The sequence below is a fragment of the Mucilaginibacter daejeonensis genome (assembly GCF_020783335.1).
Taxonomy (GTDB): Bacteria; Bacteroidota; Bacteroidia; order Sphingobacteriales; family Sphingobacteriaceae; genus Mucilaginibacter; species Mucilaginibacter daejeonensis.
Genome location: NZ_CP086068.1, coordinates 3134834 through 3152324, shown reverse-complemented (window position 1 = coordinate 3152324; position 17491 = coordinate 3134834). Strand labels below are relative to the sequence as shown.

At 46.8% G+C, this 17491-nt stretch carries 17 protein-coding genes; 8 read left to right on the top strand and 9 right to left on the bottom strand.

All coding sequences use genetic code 11. The features are described from left to right. Positions 1-2: 2 nt before the first annotated feature. Both LLH06_RS13370 and LLH06_RS13365 read right to left on the bottom strand, forming a co-directional pair. Positions 3-614: a fumarylacetoacetate hydrolase family protein gene (locus LLH06_RS13370; protein WP_228169790.1), complete on the bottom strand. Its 612-nt coding sequence runs from the start codon at positions 612-614 to the stop codon at positions 3-5. A gap of 472 nt (positions 615-1086) precedes the next feature. Continuing rightward, complete coding sequence (locus LLH06_RS13365; RefSeq protein ID WP_228169789.1) at positions 1087-1527, bottom strand: T9SS type A sorting domain-containing protein; 441 nt, start codon at positions 1525-1527, stop codon at positions 1087-1089. A gap of 257 nt (positions 1528-1784) precedes the next feature. Between LLH06_RS13365 and LLH06_RS13360 the strand changes: the two genes are divergently transcribed. The 6 genes from LLH06_RS13360 (at position 1785) to LLH06_RS13335 (ending at position 9057) form a co-directional block, all read left to right on the top strand. Further along, positions 1785-3731, top strand: coding sequence for a KUP/HAK/KT family potassium transporter (locus LLH06_RS13360; protein ID WP_228169788.1), 1947 nt, complete (start codon positions 1785-1787; stop codon positions 3729-3731). A gap of 141 nt (positions 3732-3872) precedes the next feature. Further along, positions 3873-5066 (top strand): aminofutalosine synthase MqnE, encoded by a 1194-nt coding sequence (mqnE, locus tag LLH06_RS13355; RefSeq protein ID WP_228169787.1) that lies wholly within the window; start codon positions 3873-3875, stop codon positions 5064-5066. A 2-nt stretch (positions 5067-5068) separates the two neighbouring features. Continuing rightward, entirely contained in the window at positions 5069-5689 is a 621-nt protein-coding gene (locus tag LLH06_RS13350) for a histidine phosphatase family protein (protein ID WP_228169786.1), read from the top strand. A gap of 6 nt (positions 5690-5695) precedes the next feature. Continuing rightward, entirely contained in the window at positions 5696-6439 is a 744-nt protein-coding gene (locus LLH06_RS13345) for a menaquinone biosynthetic enzyme MqnA/MqnD family protein (RefSeq protein WP_228169785.1), read from the top strand. Between the two features lie 236 nt (positions 6440-6675). Beyond that, entirely contained in the window at positions 6676-7173 is a 498-nt protein-coding gene (locus LLH06_RS13340; protein ID WP_228169784.1) for a hypothetical protein, read from the top strand. A 192-nt stretch (positions 7174-7365) separates the two neighbouring features. Next, positions 7366-9057, top strand: a complete 1692-nt coding sequence (locus tag LLH06_RS13335; RefSeq protein WP_228169783.1) for an ArnT family glycosyltransferase — start codon at positions 7366-7368, stop codon at positions 9055-9057. 13 nt (positions 9058-9070) lie between these two features. On the opposite strand, the gene ctlX is transcribed toward LLH06_RS13335, so the two are convergent. Then, positions 9071-10000 (bottom strand): citrulline utilization hydrolase CtlX, encoded by a 930-nt coding sequence (ctlX, locus tag LLH06_RS13330; protein WP_228169782.1) that lies wholly within the window; start codon positions 9998-10000, stop codon positions 9071-9073. 28 nt (positions 10001-10028) lie between these two features. Further along, a complete protein-coding gene (locus LLH06_RS13325; protein WP_228169781.1) occupies positions 10029-11474 on the bottom strand; it encodes an arginine deiminase family protein in 1446 nt (481 codons plus the stop codon). 88 nt (positions 11475-11562) lie between these two features. On the opposite strand from LLH06_RS13325, the gene argS reads away from it, so the two are divergent. After that, positions 11563-13326, top strand: a complete 1764-nt coding sequence (argS, locus tag LLH06_RS13320) for an arginine--tRNA ligase (RefSeq protein WP_228169780.1) — start codon at positions 11563-11565, stop codon at positions 13324-13326. 1 nt (position 13327) lies between these two features. Here the strand turns inward: argS and bioD are convergent, their stop codons facing one another. From bioD to LLH06_RS13300, 4 genes are all read right to left on the bottom strand, one after another. Next, positions 13328-13945, bottom strand: coding sequence for a dethiobiotin synthase (bioD, locus tag LLH06_RS13315; protein ID WP_228169779.1), 618 nt, complete (start codon positions 13943-13945; stop codon positions 13328-13330). Beyond that, entirely contained in the window at positions 13935-15059 is a 1125-nt protein-coding gene (locus LLH06_RS13310) for an aminotransferase class I/II-fold pyridoxal phosphate-dependent enzyme (RefSeq protein ID WP_228169778.1), read from the bottom strand. The genes bioD and LLH06_RS13310 overlap by 11 nt, the downstream gene beginning before the upstream one ends. A 58-nt stretch (positions 15060-15117) precedes the next feature. Next, a complete protein-coding gene (locus LLH06_RS13305; protein WP_228169777.1) occupies positions 15118-15495 on the bottom strand; it encodes a hypothetical protein in 378 nt (125 codons plus the stop codon). A gap of 66 nt (positions 15496-15561) precedes the next feature. Beyond that, positions 15562-16335: an XRE family transcriptional regulator gene (locus tag LLH06_RS13300; protein WP_228169776.1), complete on the bottom strand. Its 774-nt coding sequence runs from the start codon at positions 16333-16335 to the stop codon at positions 15562-15564. Between the two features lie 84 nt (positions 16336-16419). On the opposite strand from LLH06_RS13300, the gene LLH06_RS13295 reads away from it, so the two are divergent. Continuing rightward, positions 16420-16776 (top strand): GIY-YIG nuclease family protein, encoded by a 357-nt coding sequence (locus LLH06_RS13295; protein WP_228169775.1) that lies wholly within the window; start codon positions 16420-16422, stop codon positions 16774-16776. Between the two features lie 46 nt (positions 16777-16822). On the opposite strand, the gene LLH06_RS13290 is transcribed toward LLH06_RS13295, so the two are convergent. Continuing rightward, on the bottom strand, positions 16823-17461 hold the full coding sequence (locus LLH06_RS13290; protein ID WP_228169774.1) for a fasciclin domain-containing protein: 639 nt from the start codon (positions 17459-17461) through the stop codon (positions 16823-16825). Between the last annotated feature and the right edge of the window lie 30 nt (positions 17462-17491).

Below are 17491 nucleotides of genomic sequence, written 5' to 3'. Positions count from 1 at the left end.
GCTTACTTAACGTAAAAGTCGAGCAGTTTGTGTTCGTTCAAATAACCCTGTAAATGGTCGCCCTGTTTTACGGCGGCCACACCTTCAGGTGTACCTGTAAAGATCAGGTCGCCCTTTTTTAAGGTAATATATTGAGACACAAACGCGATCAGCTTTTCGAAAGAGAACAGCAGGTCCTTGGTGTTGCCGTTCTGGCGGGTCTGGCCGTTCACGTCCAATTTTAGGTTCAGATCGTAAAGATCGCCGAATTGCTCTTTAGGCAAGAATTCGCTGATCGGTGCTGAGCCATCAAAGCCTTTAGCCAACTCCCAGGGCAGGCCTCTTTCTTTGTGGCGGGCTTGTATATCACGGGCGGTAAAGTCTATGCCCAGGCCAATCTCGTCAAAGTAACCTGAGGCGAACTTTTCGCTAATGTGTTTGCCTTCCTTGCTGATCTTAAGCACCAACTCGATCTCGTGATGTACGTCCTGCGAAAAATCAGGGTGATAGAAGGGCTTGTTGTCTTTCAGCAAAGCCGTATCGGGCTTCATAAATATCACCGGCGTAGTAGGCACGGGGTTGTTCAATTCTTTAGCGTGTTCGGCGTAGTTACGGCCTATAGCAATGATCTTCATGATATGATGTTCTCTTAGACCCCAAATCTAAAAAAAATGTCTAATTGCGATGCTTCTATATGCAAGTAGTGTGACCTGTGTAGCTAATATCTTACAGATGAGATAAGTCCAATTCACATTCGGTGATATTTATTTTTTTACCTATTAAGGAAGCTATTTTTTATTTTAAGAAAATATACGATGTTTGTACATCTATTTCTGATACTATCCGTATAAGGCGTAGAATTCCCTAAAAAAATGCAAACTGTATTACCTAAATGTCCAAAATGCAACAGGACGTATAATTACCGTGTGCCCCGTGCTGCATGGTTGAAAGCGTTATTTCCGTTCCTGCCCCTGCGTAGGTATTTTTGCAATACCTGTTTCACCAAGCGCTATGAGTGGCACAAAGAAGCTGCAGCCAATCCGGCTACCGCAGCGTAATGTTCCTAATAATATTCAATTAAATAATAAAGGAAGCGTAAATTCGTCCTTATAGAACGGTGATGCGCTTGATCACGGATTCGGTACCAACCATTACCCGTAAAAAGTAGAAGCCGCTGGTCAGCTTGGTGGTCAACAGATTGGTACTAACAAGTCTTTCGCCTGAATCTACCCTGTCGCTTAATAAAGTAGCTACATTGTTACCTAGTACATCCATGATCTTGATGGTCACGATGCTATTACGGGCAATGGTATACTTGATGTTGATCTGATCGGTAATGGTATTAGGGTAAACCTGCACATTGGTCAGCAGTTTATCACTCGGTGGTGTGCCGGTCGAAGAGTGCACGATATAAGGCGTGGTCTTGACCTGTGGGAGCGGTCCTGCGGGAAGGCCATTCTTTAAATAAGAGGGCTTTTTTGCCTTGCGTGCGTATATGGTATCGGCTTTGGCCTGTTTGATAGGACCAATGGTAAAGGCAAGATTCATGGATATTGCCATCGCAATTATTATTATCCATAAATGATTAAAAGTATATCTTTGCCCCATGTTCGCTATTAATTACAAAGGTACTAATAAATCAAGTCAATAATTGGGCTGCGACCACCGTCAATATTATTTTTAACAAAATTTAACAATAATCGGTTTCCACGGTTTAGCCAATAGTATCCTTGTTATTAAATAGATACACCAGCCGCTCATAAGTTTAATTCTGCGGCCATATTGATAATTTTTTATTTAAAAAAGTGTCATCACATCACAAAGATCTGCAAAAACTGACGGCCGCTGGCTTTCTGATCAGTTTGGGAATCATCTACGGCGATATCGGTACCTCACCTTTATACGTATTCAAAGCAATAATAGGGCAAGAAAAGATCTCAGAACTGCTGGTTCTGGGCGGTGTCTCGTGTATATTTTGGACGCTTACCCTTCAAACCACGATCAAGTATGTGATCATCACCTTGCAGGCCGATAACAAGGGTGAGGGTGGTATATTTTCGCTATTCTCACTGGTAAGGCGCAGGGCTAAATGGCTTATCGTACCGGCTATATTGGGTGGTTGTGCGCTATTGGCCGATGGTATCATCACCCCGCCGATCACCATATCATCTGCTATCGAAGGTTTGCACACCAAGTATCCGGAGTTACCTACAATGAGCGTGGTGATCGCCATCATTGCCGGTCTGTTCTTTATACAGCAATTCGGTACCTCGCTGGTGGGTAAGGCTTTTGGGCCTATCATGTTCCTTTGGTTCACCATGATGGGCGTGTTGGGTATCAACTATATCATTGATATGCCGTGGATCTTAAAGGCACTGAGCCCGCATTACGCGTTCCAACTGCTTACCACTGACCCAGCGGCGTTCACCATACTGGGTGCTGTGTTCCTGTGTACCACAGGTGCTGAGGCGTTGTACTCAGATCTTGGCCACTGTGGTCGTTCTAACATTCGAGTGAGCTGGATCTATGTGAAGGCCTGTCTGATCCTGAACTACCTTGGCCAAGGCGTTTGGCTACTTCAACATAACGGTCAAAAACTCGACCTTAACCTGCTCAATCCATTTTACCAGATCATGCCCCCGCAGTTCCTGATCTTCGGCATCGGTATAGCTACTGTTGCTGCGATCATTGCCAGCCAAGCGCTCATCTCGGGTTCGTACACGCTGATCGCGGAGGCCGTGAGATTGAACCTATGGCCGAAGGTGAAGATCAACTACCCGTCTGAGCAAAAAGGCCAACTTTATGTGCCAAGTATCAACTGGATCCTGTGCCTGGGTTGTATTGGTGTTGTATTGCTGTTCGAGCGTTCTGAAAAGATGGAGGCCGCTTACGGCTTGAGTATCACCGTAGCCATGTTGATGACCACCATCCTGGTATCCAAATTCTTGAAACGTCGCAAGGTGCCATCATACCTGATCACGCTGTTCCTGGTCATCTACTTCCTGGTAGAAGGTACGTTCCTGTTCGGTAACCTCGGTAAATTTGTAGACGGCGGCTGGTTCACATTGGGTATTGGCTTGGTATTGTTCATTGTGATGTGGAGCTGGCATACCGCGCGCCGTATCCGTAACCGCTATGTTAAGTTCATCGAGATCGAGGATTATTACGATATTCTTAAAGAGTTAAGCGAGGATGATACGGTTCCTAAGTACGCTTCGCAATTGGTGTACCTCACCAGTGCTAACTTTAATTCTGAGGTAGAATCGAAGATCATTTACTCGATCTTGCAAAAGCAACCTAAGCGAGCTGACGTTTACTGGCTGGTACACGTGGACGTAATGGACGAACCTTACACCCGCGATTATGAGGTGGACTTCCTGGTTCCTAACAAACTCATTCGTATCGACTTCAAGCTCGGCTTTAGAGTAGAGCAGCAGATCAACTTGTTGTTCCGCAAAGTGGTAGAGGACCTGGTAAAAAAAGGTGAGGTAGATATCACCAGTCAATACCGTTCGCTTAATGCCCGCAAGATCGTCGGCGATTTCCGTTTTGTGGTGATCGAGAAGGTGATGTCGAGGTCGCACACCCTTTCATTTTATGAGCGTGCGATCATGACCATATACGGTCAGCTCAAAAAAATGAGTATCTCTGAAGAGCGCGGATTTGGCCTGGATCTTAGCTTCGTGACGGTAGAAAAAGTGCCACTCACACTTACTGACCCAGAGAGCGTAGTGATCAATAGGATCATATAGTGAGTGGTGAGCAGTGAGTTGTTGTTCTCACTTTTAACAACTACTCACTATTCACCATTTACTGCTCACCATTCCACTAATTACAAACAGGTGATACGCCATACCTGCTACTTTGGTAACTTTGGCGGCAAATATTTACATATGGATGCTGAACAACAATTAAGGGTATTACTTGATGATCCCCGTTTAGCTGACGATCTGAAGAGCATTGCCCAAAAGGTACTTGATCATCAAAGGATCACCTTTGATGAGGGCGTTACCTTATATGAAAAAGGAGAACTCAGCTATGTAGGCGTATTGGCCAATTACATACGCGAGCACCGGCATGGCGACCGCACCTACTTTAACCGTAACTTTCATATCGAGCCCACTAATCTGTGTGTTTACGATTGTAAATTTTGTTCGTACTCTCGCCTTATCAAACAACGGTCAGAGGGCTGGGAATACACCATGGACGAGATGCTCGACATCGTTAAAAAGTACGATCAAGAGCCGGTTACCGAGGTACATATCGTAGGTGGGGTGTTGCCACAGTATGATATGCCGTTCTATCAGCAACTGTTCTCGGCCATCAAGGAACATCGTCCTGAATTGCATGTAAAAGCTTTGACGCCTGTGGAATATCACTACATCTTCAAAAAGGCTAAGGTGGACTATGCCACCGGCATGCGCCTGATGAAGGAGGCTGGTTTGGAATCAATGCCAGGTGGCGGTGCCGAGATATTCCACCCGGAGATACGCGACCAGATCGCCAAAGATAAATGTACCGCCGATCAGTGGCTGGACATTCATGAAGAATGGCATAAGCTGGGTATGCGCTCCAATGCGACCATGTTGTACGGTCATATTGAATCATACTGGCATCGGGTGGATCACATGGAACGTCTGCGTCAGTTGCAAGATCGTACCGGTGGTTTCCAAACCTTTATACCGCTTAAATTCAGGAATAAGGATAACCAAATGTCCAACGTAGCCGAATCATCGGTGATCGAGGATCTGCGCAACTATGCCATCGCTCGCATCTATTTAGATAACTTTGATCACATCAAGGCCTATTGGGCCATGATCAGCCGCAACACAGCCCAATTGTCGCTCAACTTTGGTGTTGACGATATTGACGGTACACTTGACGATACCACCAAGATATACTCCATGGCCGGAGCTGAAGAGCAAAACCCGGGTATGAGTACCAGGCAATTGGTAGAGCTGATCAAACAGGTGGGCAGGCACCCGGTAGAACGCGACACGCTTTACCATGTGATTACTGATTATGAGAATCACGAGTTCGCCGATGAGCCGAAACCTCAGTTCTATAAATTGCCGGTCATTAATTAAGCATGGTCATAAAAACATTATACATTGTCCGCCATGGGCAAACCGATCTTAACAAGCAAGGTATCGTACAGGGTAGGGGTATGAATACCGATCTTAACGCCGAAGGGCGCATCCAGGCCGGTATGTTCTACGAGTCGTACAAGCATGTTCCATTTGATAAGATCTACATATCAGAACTAATACGTACCCAGCAAAGCATACAGCAATTCATCGATGCCGGCATCCCTTACCAAAAACTTTCTGGTTTGGATGAGTTGGCCTGGGGCATCCACGAGGGTCAGGCCAGCACGCCTGATACCAAGGCGGCATTTCTGAAACTCATGCGTGATTGGACCTCTGGTAAACTCGATTCAAAGTTCGAAAGGGGAGAAAGCCCTAATGAAGTACAGGCGCGTCAAAAGGAGGCGCTGGATATCATTATGAGCCGTCCTGAAGAAGAGAATGTATTGATCTGCATGCATGGCCGGGCCATGCGTTTATTCTTGTGCCTGCTTACCGGCAAGCCACTTACCGAAATGGAGACCTTCCCACATCAAAATCTCGTTCTGTATAAAGTCACGTATGATGGTAGCGAGTTTCAGATAGCTGAATTCAACAATGCTATCCATCTGCAAGTTCATTAACCTCTATTGAAAAAGATAAAGATATCGGCTGTTAGCTACACTAACACCAAGCCGTTCATATACGGCCTTCAACATAGCGGCATATTGGATCAGGTAGACCTGAGCCTGGACATGCCATCAGACTGTGCACAAAAACTGATTGACGACGAGGCCGACATTGGTCTGATACCTGTAGCAGCCACACTGAATATCCCTGAATGGAACTTAGTATCTGACTATTGCATAGGTGCCGTAGGCGCGGTCAATTCGGTTTTCATTTTTAGTAATTGCCCCATACAAGAGGTGACCACACTTCAGTTGGACCCTGAGTCGCGCTCTTCGAACAACCTGGCAAAGGTACTTTTAAAGAACTATTGGAAACTTAGCCCTACAATGGTGGTAAAAGCGCCGGACTATAGCATTTCTACAGATACATTTACTGCATTTGTACAGATCGGCGATCGCACCTTTGGAAAGGCCAACAACTACCCGTACGTATATGACCTTGCGCAGGAATGGATGAACTTTACCGGGTTGCCGTTCACCTTTGCCGCTTGGATCGCTAACAAGCCTATCCCTGATGCGTTCATTGCAGAGTTCAATAAAGCACTTAAGTATGGATTAGACCATAGGACCGAACTTTTTGAGACCATGCCAATGCGTGACGATTTTGACATCAAGGATTATTTGATGCACAAGATCGATTACGATCTGACAGAGGACAAGAAGAAAGCCTTATTTTTATTTCTCGACCACATCAAGGCCTTATAGATCATAATATCTGTGATCTAACCGACGTTTCGTTGACATAGTTGTTACTATTACCACCAGTGATCATCAACTTTTCAATTTATGCTCAATGAAATCGGTTTAATTTGAAAGTTGCAACAAAAAACGACTTGTATTGTGAAATTTTCATAAAAGTTCAATTTTGTTTATGATTTTGGCATATCTGCCTTATCTTTGTTTCAAGATATAAGAATAAACACTTTGGTATCTGAAACATTATGAAAAAGTTGACATTATTAAGTGCTTTTGTTGCAATATTTAGTTTAGGTGCGTTTGCTGCCGAGGGTGGTAAAGATGATTCTAACAAAGTTCCTTACTTTGTAATGCGTCAATTCGACAATGAGTTTTACAACGCCAAGAACATCACCTGGACCGTTAACGAGAATTTTGAAAAGGCTGAATTCACTGTTGATGGTGTGAAGATGGCCGCTTTTTATGATAACAACGGCAAATACATCGGTCACACAGAAACTGTAGCTTATAACGTATTGCCATCACACGCAAAAAAACAGATCGCCCGCGAATATGAAGGCTACCACGTAAAAGAGCTGATCCGCTTCCAATACGCTGACGCTCCATCAAGTGCACTAAGCCGTTTGACAGCTATCAGTTCATTTGATGATGAGGTTTACCTGCTGAGCCTGTATAAAGGAGACAAACAAGCAACCTTGCGTATCACTCCTTCATCAGCTGTTGAGCAGTTGAGCAAGAACTAAAAAGACTATCACAAATATTAAGAAGAGGCCCGGACCGTTAGGTTACCGGGTCTTTTTTGTTTAGGGTGGTAGTTGGTATACTGATCGTCATAATAGTTCTGATAGATACCTATAGCCACTTTGTTTACCGGGGGTTAAAAATTGTTGAATATATTTGCGCCGCCTGACCATAGGCAGTGATCCAGATCATTTATGCAAAGCATCTTATCTTCAAGAGCCTGGTTGGGCTTGTTCCTTGCGCTATTTGTAGCATACTTCTTGGGCTTATTCGTGCCGCTCATGAATGAGGATGCCTCGCATCACGCCAATATCGCTTTGCACATGGTGCAAACGCATAACTACTTGAACCTGGTGGATGATAACGGCCTCGACTACCTCGATAAGCCGCATTTGCACTTTTGGCTTTCGGCGCTATCGTTCAACATCTTTGGCGTCAATACCATTGCCTACAAGATACCCGCTTTATTGGCTACCCTATTAGGACTTTTCTCTACTTACAAACTGACCAAGCGCTTATACGACCATGAAACAGGTTTGCTGGCTACTATTATATATGCTAGTGCGCAGGCTCAGTTCCTGGCCAATAATGACGTACGCATGGATGCATTGCTTACGGCAAGTATCATTTTTGCCACCTGGCAGCTGATCGAGCTTTCGCAAAGTGGCAGGTGGTTCAATTACGTTTTGGCGCCGTTGGGTTTAGCCATGGCCTTTACTACCAAGGGTATGATCGGTTTGGTGATGCCGTTGGTGGCCTTGTTCTTCATGCTGATCTACCAGCGCAACTGGAAAATGATGTTCAATGTGCGGTGGTTGGCGGTAGCAGTGCTGTTCTGCCTTTTCATAGCGCCTTGTGTGTATGCTTACTATCAGCAGTATGATATGCATCCCGAAAAGGTGGTGCGTGGCATGAAGAACGTATCAGGAGTAAAATTCATCCTTTGGAAACAGAACACCGAACGTTTCGACGGAAAGAGTTGGGGAACTGGTCATAAAGATTATTTCTTCTTTTTCCATACTTTGCTGTGGGCATTCCTCCCGTTCTGCTTGCTTACCTACGTGGCTTTCTTCAAGCGCATCGTCTTTTTTTGGAAGACCAAGTTCAGCTTCGTGGAAGGATACGAGGCTTTGTCGGCCGGTACCATATTGGTCATCTTCATCATCATTTCCATGGCTGGTTATCAGCTGCCGCATTATCTGAATATTCTCTTTCCATTCTTCGCGATCATCACCGCATCCCTGTTGACCAAGGCGTATCAGCAGGCTGAGCAAGGCGAGATAAAGATCTATCTACGTATTCAATATTTTGTTATTGGGGCCATCGCAGTTATACTGGTCCTGCTCAATTTTTGGTGTTTCCCTTTAACGTTCTGGTGGGTGATCGTGCCGGCGGTGGTGTTGTTGCTGGTACTGGTGCGGGTGCTTTTCACCCAAAGGCAGCAACTCAACAAATTGGTGATGGTATCAGTTTTGATGGCGGCTTTGACCAACGTGTTGTTGAACGGCAGTGTTTATCAGCATTTATTGAACTACCAGGGTGGCATTGGCCTGGCCCAGGTGGTGAACCGGCAGCATATCCCTAAAGAAAAAATCTCCAATTATGTGCTGCACAGTTCGGCCTTCAATTTTTACACGCAGCACATTACGCCTTTCGCGTCCGTGAATGGCATCAAGCGCAGGTTGGATAAAGGCGAGGATGTCTGGATCTTTACCTCTGAAGAAAAGCGTCCTGAATTGGTACAAGGTGGACTGATCTTTGGCCGTGAGTACATCGACGTTGAGTATGGTATCACACGTTTGACCAAGGACTTCCTGAACCCCCGTACAAGGCACGACGTAGTGACCACGGACCGGTTGATCCATATCACGGGTTACCGCAAATAGTCAGTGAGTTCGATCACTTGATCAGTGGCAAGTGTATCTCAGCGATCATGCAACGGGCACTACCGCCGCCAATGGTCTCAATGGTGCGGATGTCAGGGCTGACGATCTCGCTGTATGTCTGTAATGTGTTCAGTTGCTCATCAGTTAGCGATGCCTTTGCACTGGCCGACATGACCAGCAAGCTCTTACCTGCATTATTCTGAATTTCAAGCATGTTGCCTGCAAAGTGGTCCATCTGCTCATAAGTGATGTCGATGATCTCCTTGCCCGTCTTCTGTAGGCTTTCGATCACTTGTTGGCGTTCCTTTTCGTCCGCTATGCTTTCCAGGCAGATCACCGCGTAGCGGCTACCCAGGCACATCATCACATTGGTATGGTATATGGCTTTACCTTTGCTGTCTAGGGAGTGGAAAGTCATCGGTTCATAATCCATATAATTACAGAAACCATTCAGCACATCTGCATGCGTACGAGGCGACAGGCATGCGTAAGCGATACGGTTCTCCCGGTCTAAGACCATGCTGCCAGTTCCCTCCAGGAACTTTTCTTCCAATTCGAACCGGCTTAGGTCAATAATATGGTCGACCTTAAACTGTCCTTCCAGACCGCGAATTGCTGCTTCGTTACGTTCCCAACGCCTGTTCTGCGCCTGCATAGGATATATGATCACATCGCCATTGCTATGGAATGATACCCAGTTATTAGGAAAGATAGCATCAGGCTTGTGAGGCTCTGCAGTATCGTTTACTACAGTAACGTTCACTCCATGGCTTCGCAATAACCTAACAAAGCCATCGAATTCTTTCAACGCTTGTTGGGCCACCTCGGGCAGCTCCGTGCGCTGTTGAAAACCATTACTGTCAGCTGTTTGGTCATTAAAGCCAAAGCTGGCCGGGCGTACCATCAATATGTTCGAGGTGGTCTGTGATGCTGTGTTGCTCATATTAGCTTATTTAACGATCATCTCTAGGTTAGATGCTGTCGCGTAGTAAGGGAAGACTCATGCAGTGAAATCCGCCACGTGCACGTGATAATTCGGAGGACGGCATAAGGATCAGCGTGTCCTGTATCGTATCCGTGGTCACATCGCCGCTTTCCAATTGCTGCAGCAGGTCGGTCACCTTGACGATGTTAAATCCGCTTTCTACGAATGCTTCCACGGTCTTGTCGTTACGGTCATAGCCGAGTACCACGCCTTCTTTGAGGGCCAGCAGGTTGCACGAATCGGTCCACTGTTCGCGGGCATCAAAAGGGAATTCATTATTGCCTGAATAGATGAACTGCGTAGGTTCCGGCGATGACAGGTCATTGATACTGACATCATTAAGCAGATCTTCAATGGTGTCAAAGGTGCGCGGTTTTTGCTTGCCGGCGGTGAATTGCACGATCTCGGTCTTGTCCTTTTGCTTCTTGTCAGCGAACCAGCTGATCGGGTCGGCACCACGGCGGTTCTTTTCGGTTTTGGCCAACGAGCCCAATAATACCCAAACGTTGCGCTTTACCTGGGTAAATACTGTGTCTATGTGCATGTAATCGCGTTTATGCGGTATCTTCAGGATGGTGACCTTGCTCACCACATTGTTCTCGAACAACAATTTCACCGCTTCATGAGCCCCGCTTACGGAGGTACGTTCGCTGCACCCGATGATCACATGCTCTTTACTCACCACCATCACATCGCCGCCCTCGAGGGTGGTCTTCTCACCTTGCTCATCTCCGGGACGTAGAAAAATGTGGAGATTTTCGGGTATTTCCAGAATTTTGTCTCTAAAAGCTTCAAAAAGTGGGTGGTTGAACAAGATGTATCGGGCCAGCAAGGTCTCACGCGAGCGGGCCTTTTTGGCGGGCTTGTTCAGCAGTATAAAATCATTGATGGCGATGCCGATGTCGCGCGAAAAAATAAGGTTCGGTATCGGCGCAAAGATCATCTGGTCTTTTTGCCATGAGCCGGAGATCAGGATCTTGGCCAATTCTACCGGGTCGGTCTCTATGAGTTGTTGTTGCAGGCGATAGTTGCAATTCTCGATCGCACAAACGGCGGCGGTCAGTTTTTCACGGATCCCTGCATCCTCCAGTATATCGGCCAACAATGTCTGTATCTCGATCACCTTGTCTGATGCGTAGAAGTCCTGATGGTCGGGTTTGTAAAAGTTGCGGTCGGCCTCATGCGAGTCGATCTGTTGCAGGCGGCCCTTGATCTTGTCGGGATCGAGAAAGTAAAGCAGCAGCTTCACGTAATGGTCATACTCATTACGGCGCATGGTGTCCAAGTGCACGATGTCCTCAAAAAGCCAGTCTTGCGCCTTAGAGGGGACCACTTTGCCCAAACCGCTGTCGGGGCTATGGATAAGCAGTGCGCGGAGGGTGCCTATCTCAGAGGTCACGTTCACCTTCAGCCGTTCTTCATTCAGTATCATAGATCAGTGCAGATGCTATCAAAGTTATAATTAAATGTGCAATTCAATAATGCCCATCAGGTTCGGGCAATTTAATTAATTTTGTACGATGGACTTTATTATCGACGCTACCGTACAAGCTGTAAACACCCTATATCAAACCGCTATAACCGCTCAAGATGTGAACCTGCAACAGACCCGCAAGGAGTTTGAAGGACAGGTGACCATCGTGACGTTCCCATTTACCAAGATATCACGTAAAGGCCCTGAGCAAACCGGACAGGAGATCGGCGAATACCTGAAAGCCAACGTTACCGAAGTGGCCGATTTCAATATCATTAAAGGATTCCTCAATATTTCCATAGCTGATAGCTACTGGCTTTCGCTATATCGTGATCAGGTTACTCGTGAGGATTTTGGCGTTGCGCGGCCAAATGGCAAAAAAGTGATGGTCGAGTACTCATCGCCTAACACCAATAAGCCTTTGCACCTGGGCCACGTGCGTAATAACCTGCTGGGGTATTCGGTGGCTGCTATTTTGCAGGCTGCTGGCTATGAGGTGATCAAGGCCAATCTGGTGAATGATAGGGGCATCCACATCTGTAAATCGATGCTGGCCTGGCAAATGTTCGGCAATGGCGAAACACCACAGTCGGCCGGCATGAAGGGCGACCACCTGGTGGGCAAGTACTATGTGATCTTTGATAAGGAATACAAACGCCAGATCGACGAGCTGAAAGCCGAAGGCAAGACGGAGGAAGAAGCTAAGAAGAACGCTCCGCTCATCCTGCAGGCTCAACAAATGCTTCAAAAATGGGAGGCTGGCGATGAAGAGGTGATCAGCTTGTGGAAGACCATGAACACCTGGGTATACGATGGTTTTGCCAAGACCTACAAAAAGCTCGGCGTCGATTTTGATAAATATTATTACGAGAGTGATACCTACCTATTGGGTAAGGACATCATTGAAGAGGGGTTGACCAAAGGCGTTTTTTTTAAAAAGGAAGATGGCTCGGTATGGATCGACCTTACGGAGGACGGTCTGGATCAAAAACTGGTTCGCCGTGCCGATGGTACGTCGGTATATATTACGCAGGATCTGGGTACCGCTCAGCTTAAGTATGACGACTATGGCATGAGCGAGTCGATCTACGTGGTAGGTAACGAGCAGGATTACCACTTCAAGGTACTGTTCCTGATCCTGCAAAAGCTGGGTAAGGAATGGGCGCAGGGCCTTTACCATTTATCTTACGGAATGGTGGATCTGCCATCTGGCAAAATGAAATCGCGTGAGGGTACGGTTGTGGATGCCGACGACCTGATCCAGCAAATGGAAGAGACCGCCAAAGAGACTACCGAGGCGCTGGGTAAGACGGTCGACTATAGCGACGAGGACAAGGCGAAACTCTACCACATGATTGGTATGGGCGCGTTGAAATACTTTTTGTTAAAGGTAGACCCTAAAAAGCGTTTGTTGTTCGATCCAAATGAGTCGGTGGATTTTCAAGGTCATACCGGGCCGTTCATTCAATACACCCACGCCCGTATCCGTTCAGTATTGAGCAGGGTAGAGGCTCCCGCTAATGCTGCTGACGTGACCGTTTTAGACGCTGTAGAACGAGACCTGATGATCCAGCTTACGCAATACCCAGACATGGTGGTTTCTGCCGCTATAGACCACAATCCGGCCACTATTGCCAACTACATTTACGAGTTGGCGAAGGCATACAACAAGTTCTACCACGAAAAGTCGATCATGCAGGCTGAAAGCGATGACATCAAAGCCTTCCGTTTAAGCCTGTCGGTCTCTACCGCAGCCGTTATCACCAAAGGAATGGCACTGCTGGGTATCGAAGTGCCAGAAAGGATGTAACTCAGATAACCAGTTTTGCGGCGGCTTGTTTCACCGTTTCCGGGTTCACCGCGGTAAGCTCCGGGATGTAAGCCACGCGACCAACAGCCGGGTGCTGTTTAATGATCTGTTCAGAATATTCGTCTATGTGACCATTAAAGATCAGGGTATGTACCTTGATCTTTTTTTGTTGAAGCAACTCCAGCGATAGCAGCGTGTGATTGATGCTACCGAGGTAATGCCTTACCACCAGGATCACCTCGGCGTTCAGCTTTTGAATCAGGTCAACAATGGTCTCCTGGTAATTCAGTGGCACCATCAGGCCACCTGCACCTTCGATCAGTAAGCGGTTGGCCGTATCAGGAACATTGATCTTATCCAGGTCTATCTCAACACCATCCAGATCTGCTGACTTGTGCGGCGAAAAGGGCTGAGTAAGCCGGTATACTTCCGGGTAGAACTTGGAGGTGCTATTCGATATCAGGCGTTGCACCTTCATGGTATCGCTATTGTCCAGATCACCTGATTGTACCGGTTTCCAATAATCAGCTTTAAAATATTCCACCAATATGGCGGTCACGATCGTTTTGCCAACATCGGTACCGATGCCGGTCACAAATAAGGGCGCGTTATCTTGCATCTTGTAATAGTTTTAATTGGGCCACCAAGGCCAGGATCTGCTCTTCGGTATTGTACTGATGCAGGCAGATGCGTAGACGTTCGCTGCCGGCGGCTACGGTTGGGCTTAGTATGGCGCGTACATCAAAGCCGGCCTGTTGTAATTGGTCGGCAGCATGTTTGGTCTCTTCATTGCCACCAATGATCAGCGTGCGTATGGCGCTGGTGTAAGCATCCGAGCTTGTACCGATCATTAACTGGTCGTAAAGTGTCGCTATTTGCTGCAAAGCGGCTGTCCGTGCGAATCCTTCCGCGCTATTAAGCAGTTGGTAAGCCATTTTAATGGTGGCCAGTTGATGGAAAGGAGCGGCGGTGGTGTAAATGAACGACCGGGCAAAATTGATAAGGTAATTGCGCAGGTCATTGCTTCCTAACACAATGGCCCCGTGGCAACCTAAAGCTTTACCAAAGGTCACTACCCGGGCAAATACCTGGTCGTGTAATTCGAGTTCGTTGACCAAGCCTTTGCCTAAAACCCCGACGGCATGTGCCTCATCAACAATAAGTGCGGCGTTGTAGGCCCGAGAAAGTCGTGCGAGGTGTGTGAGAGGGGCAAGGTCGCCATCCATGGAGTACACGCTTTCTAACACTATAAAAATGTTGCCTTTGGCCGACCGGAGTTTATGCTCTAGATCTGCCAGGTCATTATGCGCAAAGCTTTGGCGGGTAGAATGGCTCAGGCGTATACCGTCGATGATGGAAGCGTGGGCAAGCGCGTCGTGCAGTACGGTATCGCCGCGTTGCGGTACGGATGATAGCAAACCCAGGTTAGCATCGTAACCTGAATTAAACAGGAGGCCTGCATCAGATTGATGATAAGTGGCTATCCACTGTTCCAGTTCTTCGGTATAAGCTGTGTTACCCGATAAGAGCCTTGAGCCTCCTGAACCATTGCCTTGGTCAGGGTTCCGCACTATCTCTTCCTCAACCATAGCTTTCAGTTCGGCCGAGCGGGCGAAGCCCAGGTAATCGTTAGAGCAAAGATCGATCAGGGTGCCGGCGGTTCGCAGCTTCCGGTATGAGCCAGCTTGTTCCCGCTGCTCCAGTTTTTGCCTTATCAGGTCGTGTGCGCTCAATACGATCAAAATTTGCGCTAAAATAAAAAAAGCGGCCGTAAGCCGCTTTCAGTCTCTTTTATTTTTGTGGAGGCGTACCGCCGCCGCCACCTTGTCCGCCCATGCGTTGGCGTCTTTCGGCCATGGCTTTCTCGTAAGTGGTATATTGCTCAGGAGTAAGGATGGCTTTAAGTTTGGCGGTAGTGCTTTCCATCAGCGGGCGCATAGCCTGCATCATGGCTTGTCTGTCGCCGTTAGATGCAGTGCGAATACTGTCGCGTGTCTTGGCCTGGGCAGTGAACACAGCGGTCACTTTCGTGGTCTGCTCATCGCTCAATTTCAATTCTTCCTTCAGTTGTTTTGCCTGTTCCTCAGGGCTTCTTTGCATGCGGCCCTGGGCAAAGCTAACGGCGCTGATACCCAGAACGAAAGTGCACATCAATAAGATCTTTTTCATTGTATTTAAGTTTGTTATAGTGTTCGATAAATATATCGGGAGTAAGTTTAAATACAAACTTGTAACTTAATTGTTGCTTTGCAATTTCGATATCGAACGCTGCATCTCGGCCATCATACTAGTCAGGTTCTCGATGCTTGGTTCAGGAGTAGGGGCCGGCAGTTGGGTAGACAGGAACGCCTTGGCTTTCCATATCTCCAGTATGTCCTCGCCACTCACTTCGTAAGGCTCATATACCGGGTTGTCTGATATCAGTTTCAACTTCTTATTATCGCGGTATCGGCTGCCTATACGTTTATATACCACCCCTTCATTTTTGGATACTACTACATAGGTCTCACCGGCCTTAATGTCGGCCCAGTTCTCCACATACTCACCTATAATGATCGTACCCGATGGCAGCGGCAGCATCGAATCGCCTTTGATCTCAAAAGCACGGAAGGTGCCTTGTGTGAACATAGGCAAATGGAACTTAGGCAACTTAGCCACATACTCCGGATCGGCGTAACCGTTCATGTATCCGGCGCTGGCCTTTACCGGTACCATCTCGATGTTCTCGTTATCCTCTTTATCTACCGTTATACTTAATATCCTCAGGTTGGCAGGGTTACCTTTTGGTTTAGGCGCCCATTTTTCATTGATGGTCTCATTGATAAAATCATCGATACTGACCTCAAAATATGCTGCTATTTTTTTTAGCAGATCATATTTTGGATCGGCACGATCTTCTTCATATGCGCCCACTAATGACCTTTTTATGCCTATTTCGTCAGCAAACTGCTGTTGGGTAAGGCCTTTCTTCTTTCTGAGGAATTTAATATTCGATGAAATAATTGACATAAAATTTGGATTTACTAAATTTGTTAGTAAATTTATGCTCATAAAATTAGTAACAAATTTTCATCCGGCAAAATTTATTATCAAATGAAACAGTTCATCTATATCATAACCGATCGTAACCGTACCAATCTGCATGTTGGCCTATGCTCAGACATGATGAAGACCATGCAGTTCTACCGTGATATGCCCACCTTATTCTTTGACAAGGCGCAACAACTAAATAGATTAGTATATTTTGAGGAGATCAATACCGAGGAACAGGCTATGGAGCGCTTTAAATACCTGAGCACTTTCACCCGTATACAAAAGGAAAGGCTGATCAGGTCAGTGAATGCTGATTGGATCGATCTGACCATTGGCCTGAAGCTGGAAAGTAATATGCGTACGCGCCCGTACCTGAGGCCGTCATTAGCCACTGCTAAACGCCCGATAGCTATTTAAGTATAAGACGCTGACCGATCGGCTGGGCTGCGAGCCGGCCGTGAGGTCACAGCGCCTTGTTCTTGGGTATCAGTACACGCGTAACGGTATGTATAAGGCCATTGCTTTGTTCGATGTTGATCTGGGCAACGGTGCTTTGGCCGCCGGTCTCGTCATACAATACGATGTTGCGGTTGGCATCCATGCGTGCGGTAAGCTTACTGCCCGATAAGGTGAGCAAGCTTGCTTCACCATTACCCTGCTTGATCAATTTGGCCAGATCCTTGGCATAGAACTTACCGGCCACAGCATGGTAGCTTAGCAAGTTGATCAGATCATATTTATGGTTTGGCGCCATCAGGGTATCATATCGATAGCCGAGTTGCTTTTTAAATATGCTATCTGGAGGCACGAAAAGTGTCAACGGTCCTCTGCTTTTAAAAGTACCAACCATATTGGCCGCTCGTGCTGCCGCCAAAAAGGTAGTGAAGCTTTTTGATTGTGTCAGGTTCTCGATAAAGTCCATGGCCGTATTCATGGGCGCACCATTGATCATCACCGTTTTAGCCACGGCCTGCTCGGCCCGTACCGAATCCTGGAACGATGAACCTTTTGTAGGAGTGGGAGTGTTGGCAGGTGGTGTGGTTTGCGCCTTAGCCGTAAATATGCCGGCACAAAGGGCGAAGAATAATAATGATCTTTTCATATACACGGTATAGCTCAAATATAACTGTAA

Excerpts from the sequence above, each read along its gene's own strand:
- ctlX (WP_228169782.1), bottom strand. The coding sequence starts at position 10,000 with ATGAGCAACACAGCATCACAGACCACCTCGAACATATTGATGGTACGC.
- argS (WP_228169780.1), top strand. The coding sequence starts at position 11,563 with ATGGACTTTATTATCGACGCTACCGTACAAGCTGTAAACACCCTATAT.
- LLH06_RS13365 (WP_228169789.1), bottom strand. The coding sequence starts at position 1,527 with ATGAATCTTGCCTTTACCATTGGTCCTATCAAACAGGCCAAAGCCGAT.
- LLH06_RS13350 (WP_228169786.1), top strand. The coding sequence starts at position 5,069 with ATGGTCATAAAAACATTATACATTGTCCGCCATGGGCAAACCGATCTT.
- bioD (WP_228169779.1), bottom strand. The coding sequence starts at position 13,945 with ATGCAAGATAACGCGCCCTTATTTGTGACCGGCATCGGTACCGATGTT.
- LLH06_RS13335 (WP_228169783.1), top strand. The coding sequence starts at position 7,366 with ATGCAAAGCATCTTATCTTCAAGAGCCTGGTTGGGCTTGTTCCTTGCG.
- LLH06_RS13305 (WP_228169777.1), bottom strand. The coding sequence starts at position 15,495 with ATGAAAAAGATCTTATTGATGTGCACTTTCGTTCTGGGTATCAGCGCC.
- LLH06_RS13370 (WP_228169790.1), bottom strand. The coding sequence starts at position 614 with ATGAAGATCATTGCTATAGGCCGTAACTACGCCGAACACGCTAAAGAA.
- LLH06_RS13340 (WP_228169784.1), top strand. The coding sequence starts at position 6,676 with ATGAAAAAGTTGACATTATTAAGTGCTTTTGTTGCAATATTTAGTTTA.
- LLH06_RS13300 (WP_228169776.1), bottom strand. The coding sequence starts at position 16,335 with ATGTCAATTATTTCATCGAATATTAAATTCCTCAGAAAGAAGAAAGGC.
- mqnE (WP_228169787.1), top strand. The coding sequence starts at position 3,873 with ATGGATGCTGAACAACAATTAAGGGTATTACTTGATGATCCCCGTTTA.
- LLH06_RS13325 (WP_228169781.1), bottom strand. The coding sequence starts at position 11,474 with ATGATACTGAATGAAGAACGGCTGAAGGTGAACGTGACCTCTGAGATA.
- LLH06_RS13290 (WP_228169774.1), bottom strand. The coding sequence starts at position 17,461 with ATGAAAAGATCATTATTATTCTTCGCCCTTTGTGCCGGCATATTTACG.
- LLH06_RS13295 (WP_228169775.1), top strand. The coding sequence starts at position 16,420 with ATGAAACAGTTCATCTATATCATAACCGATCGTAACCGTACCAATCTG.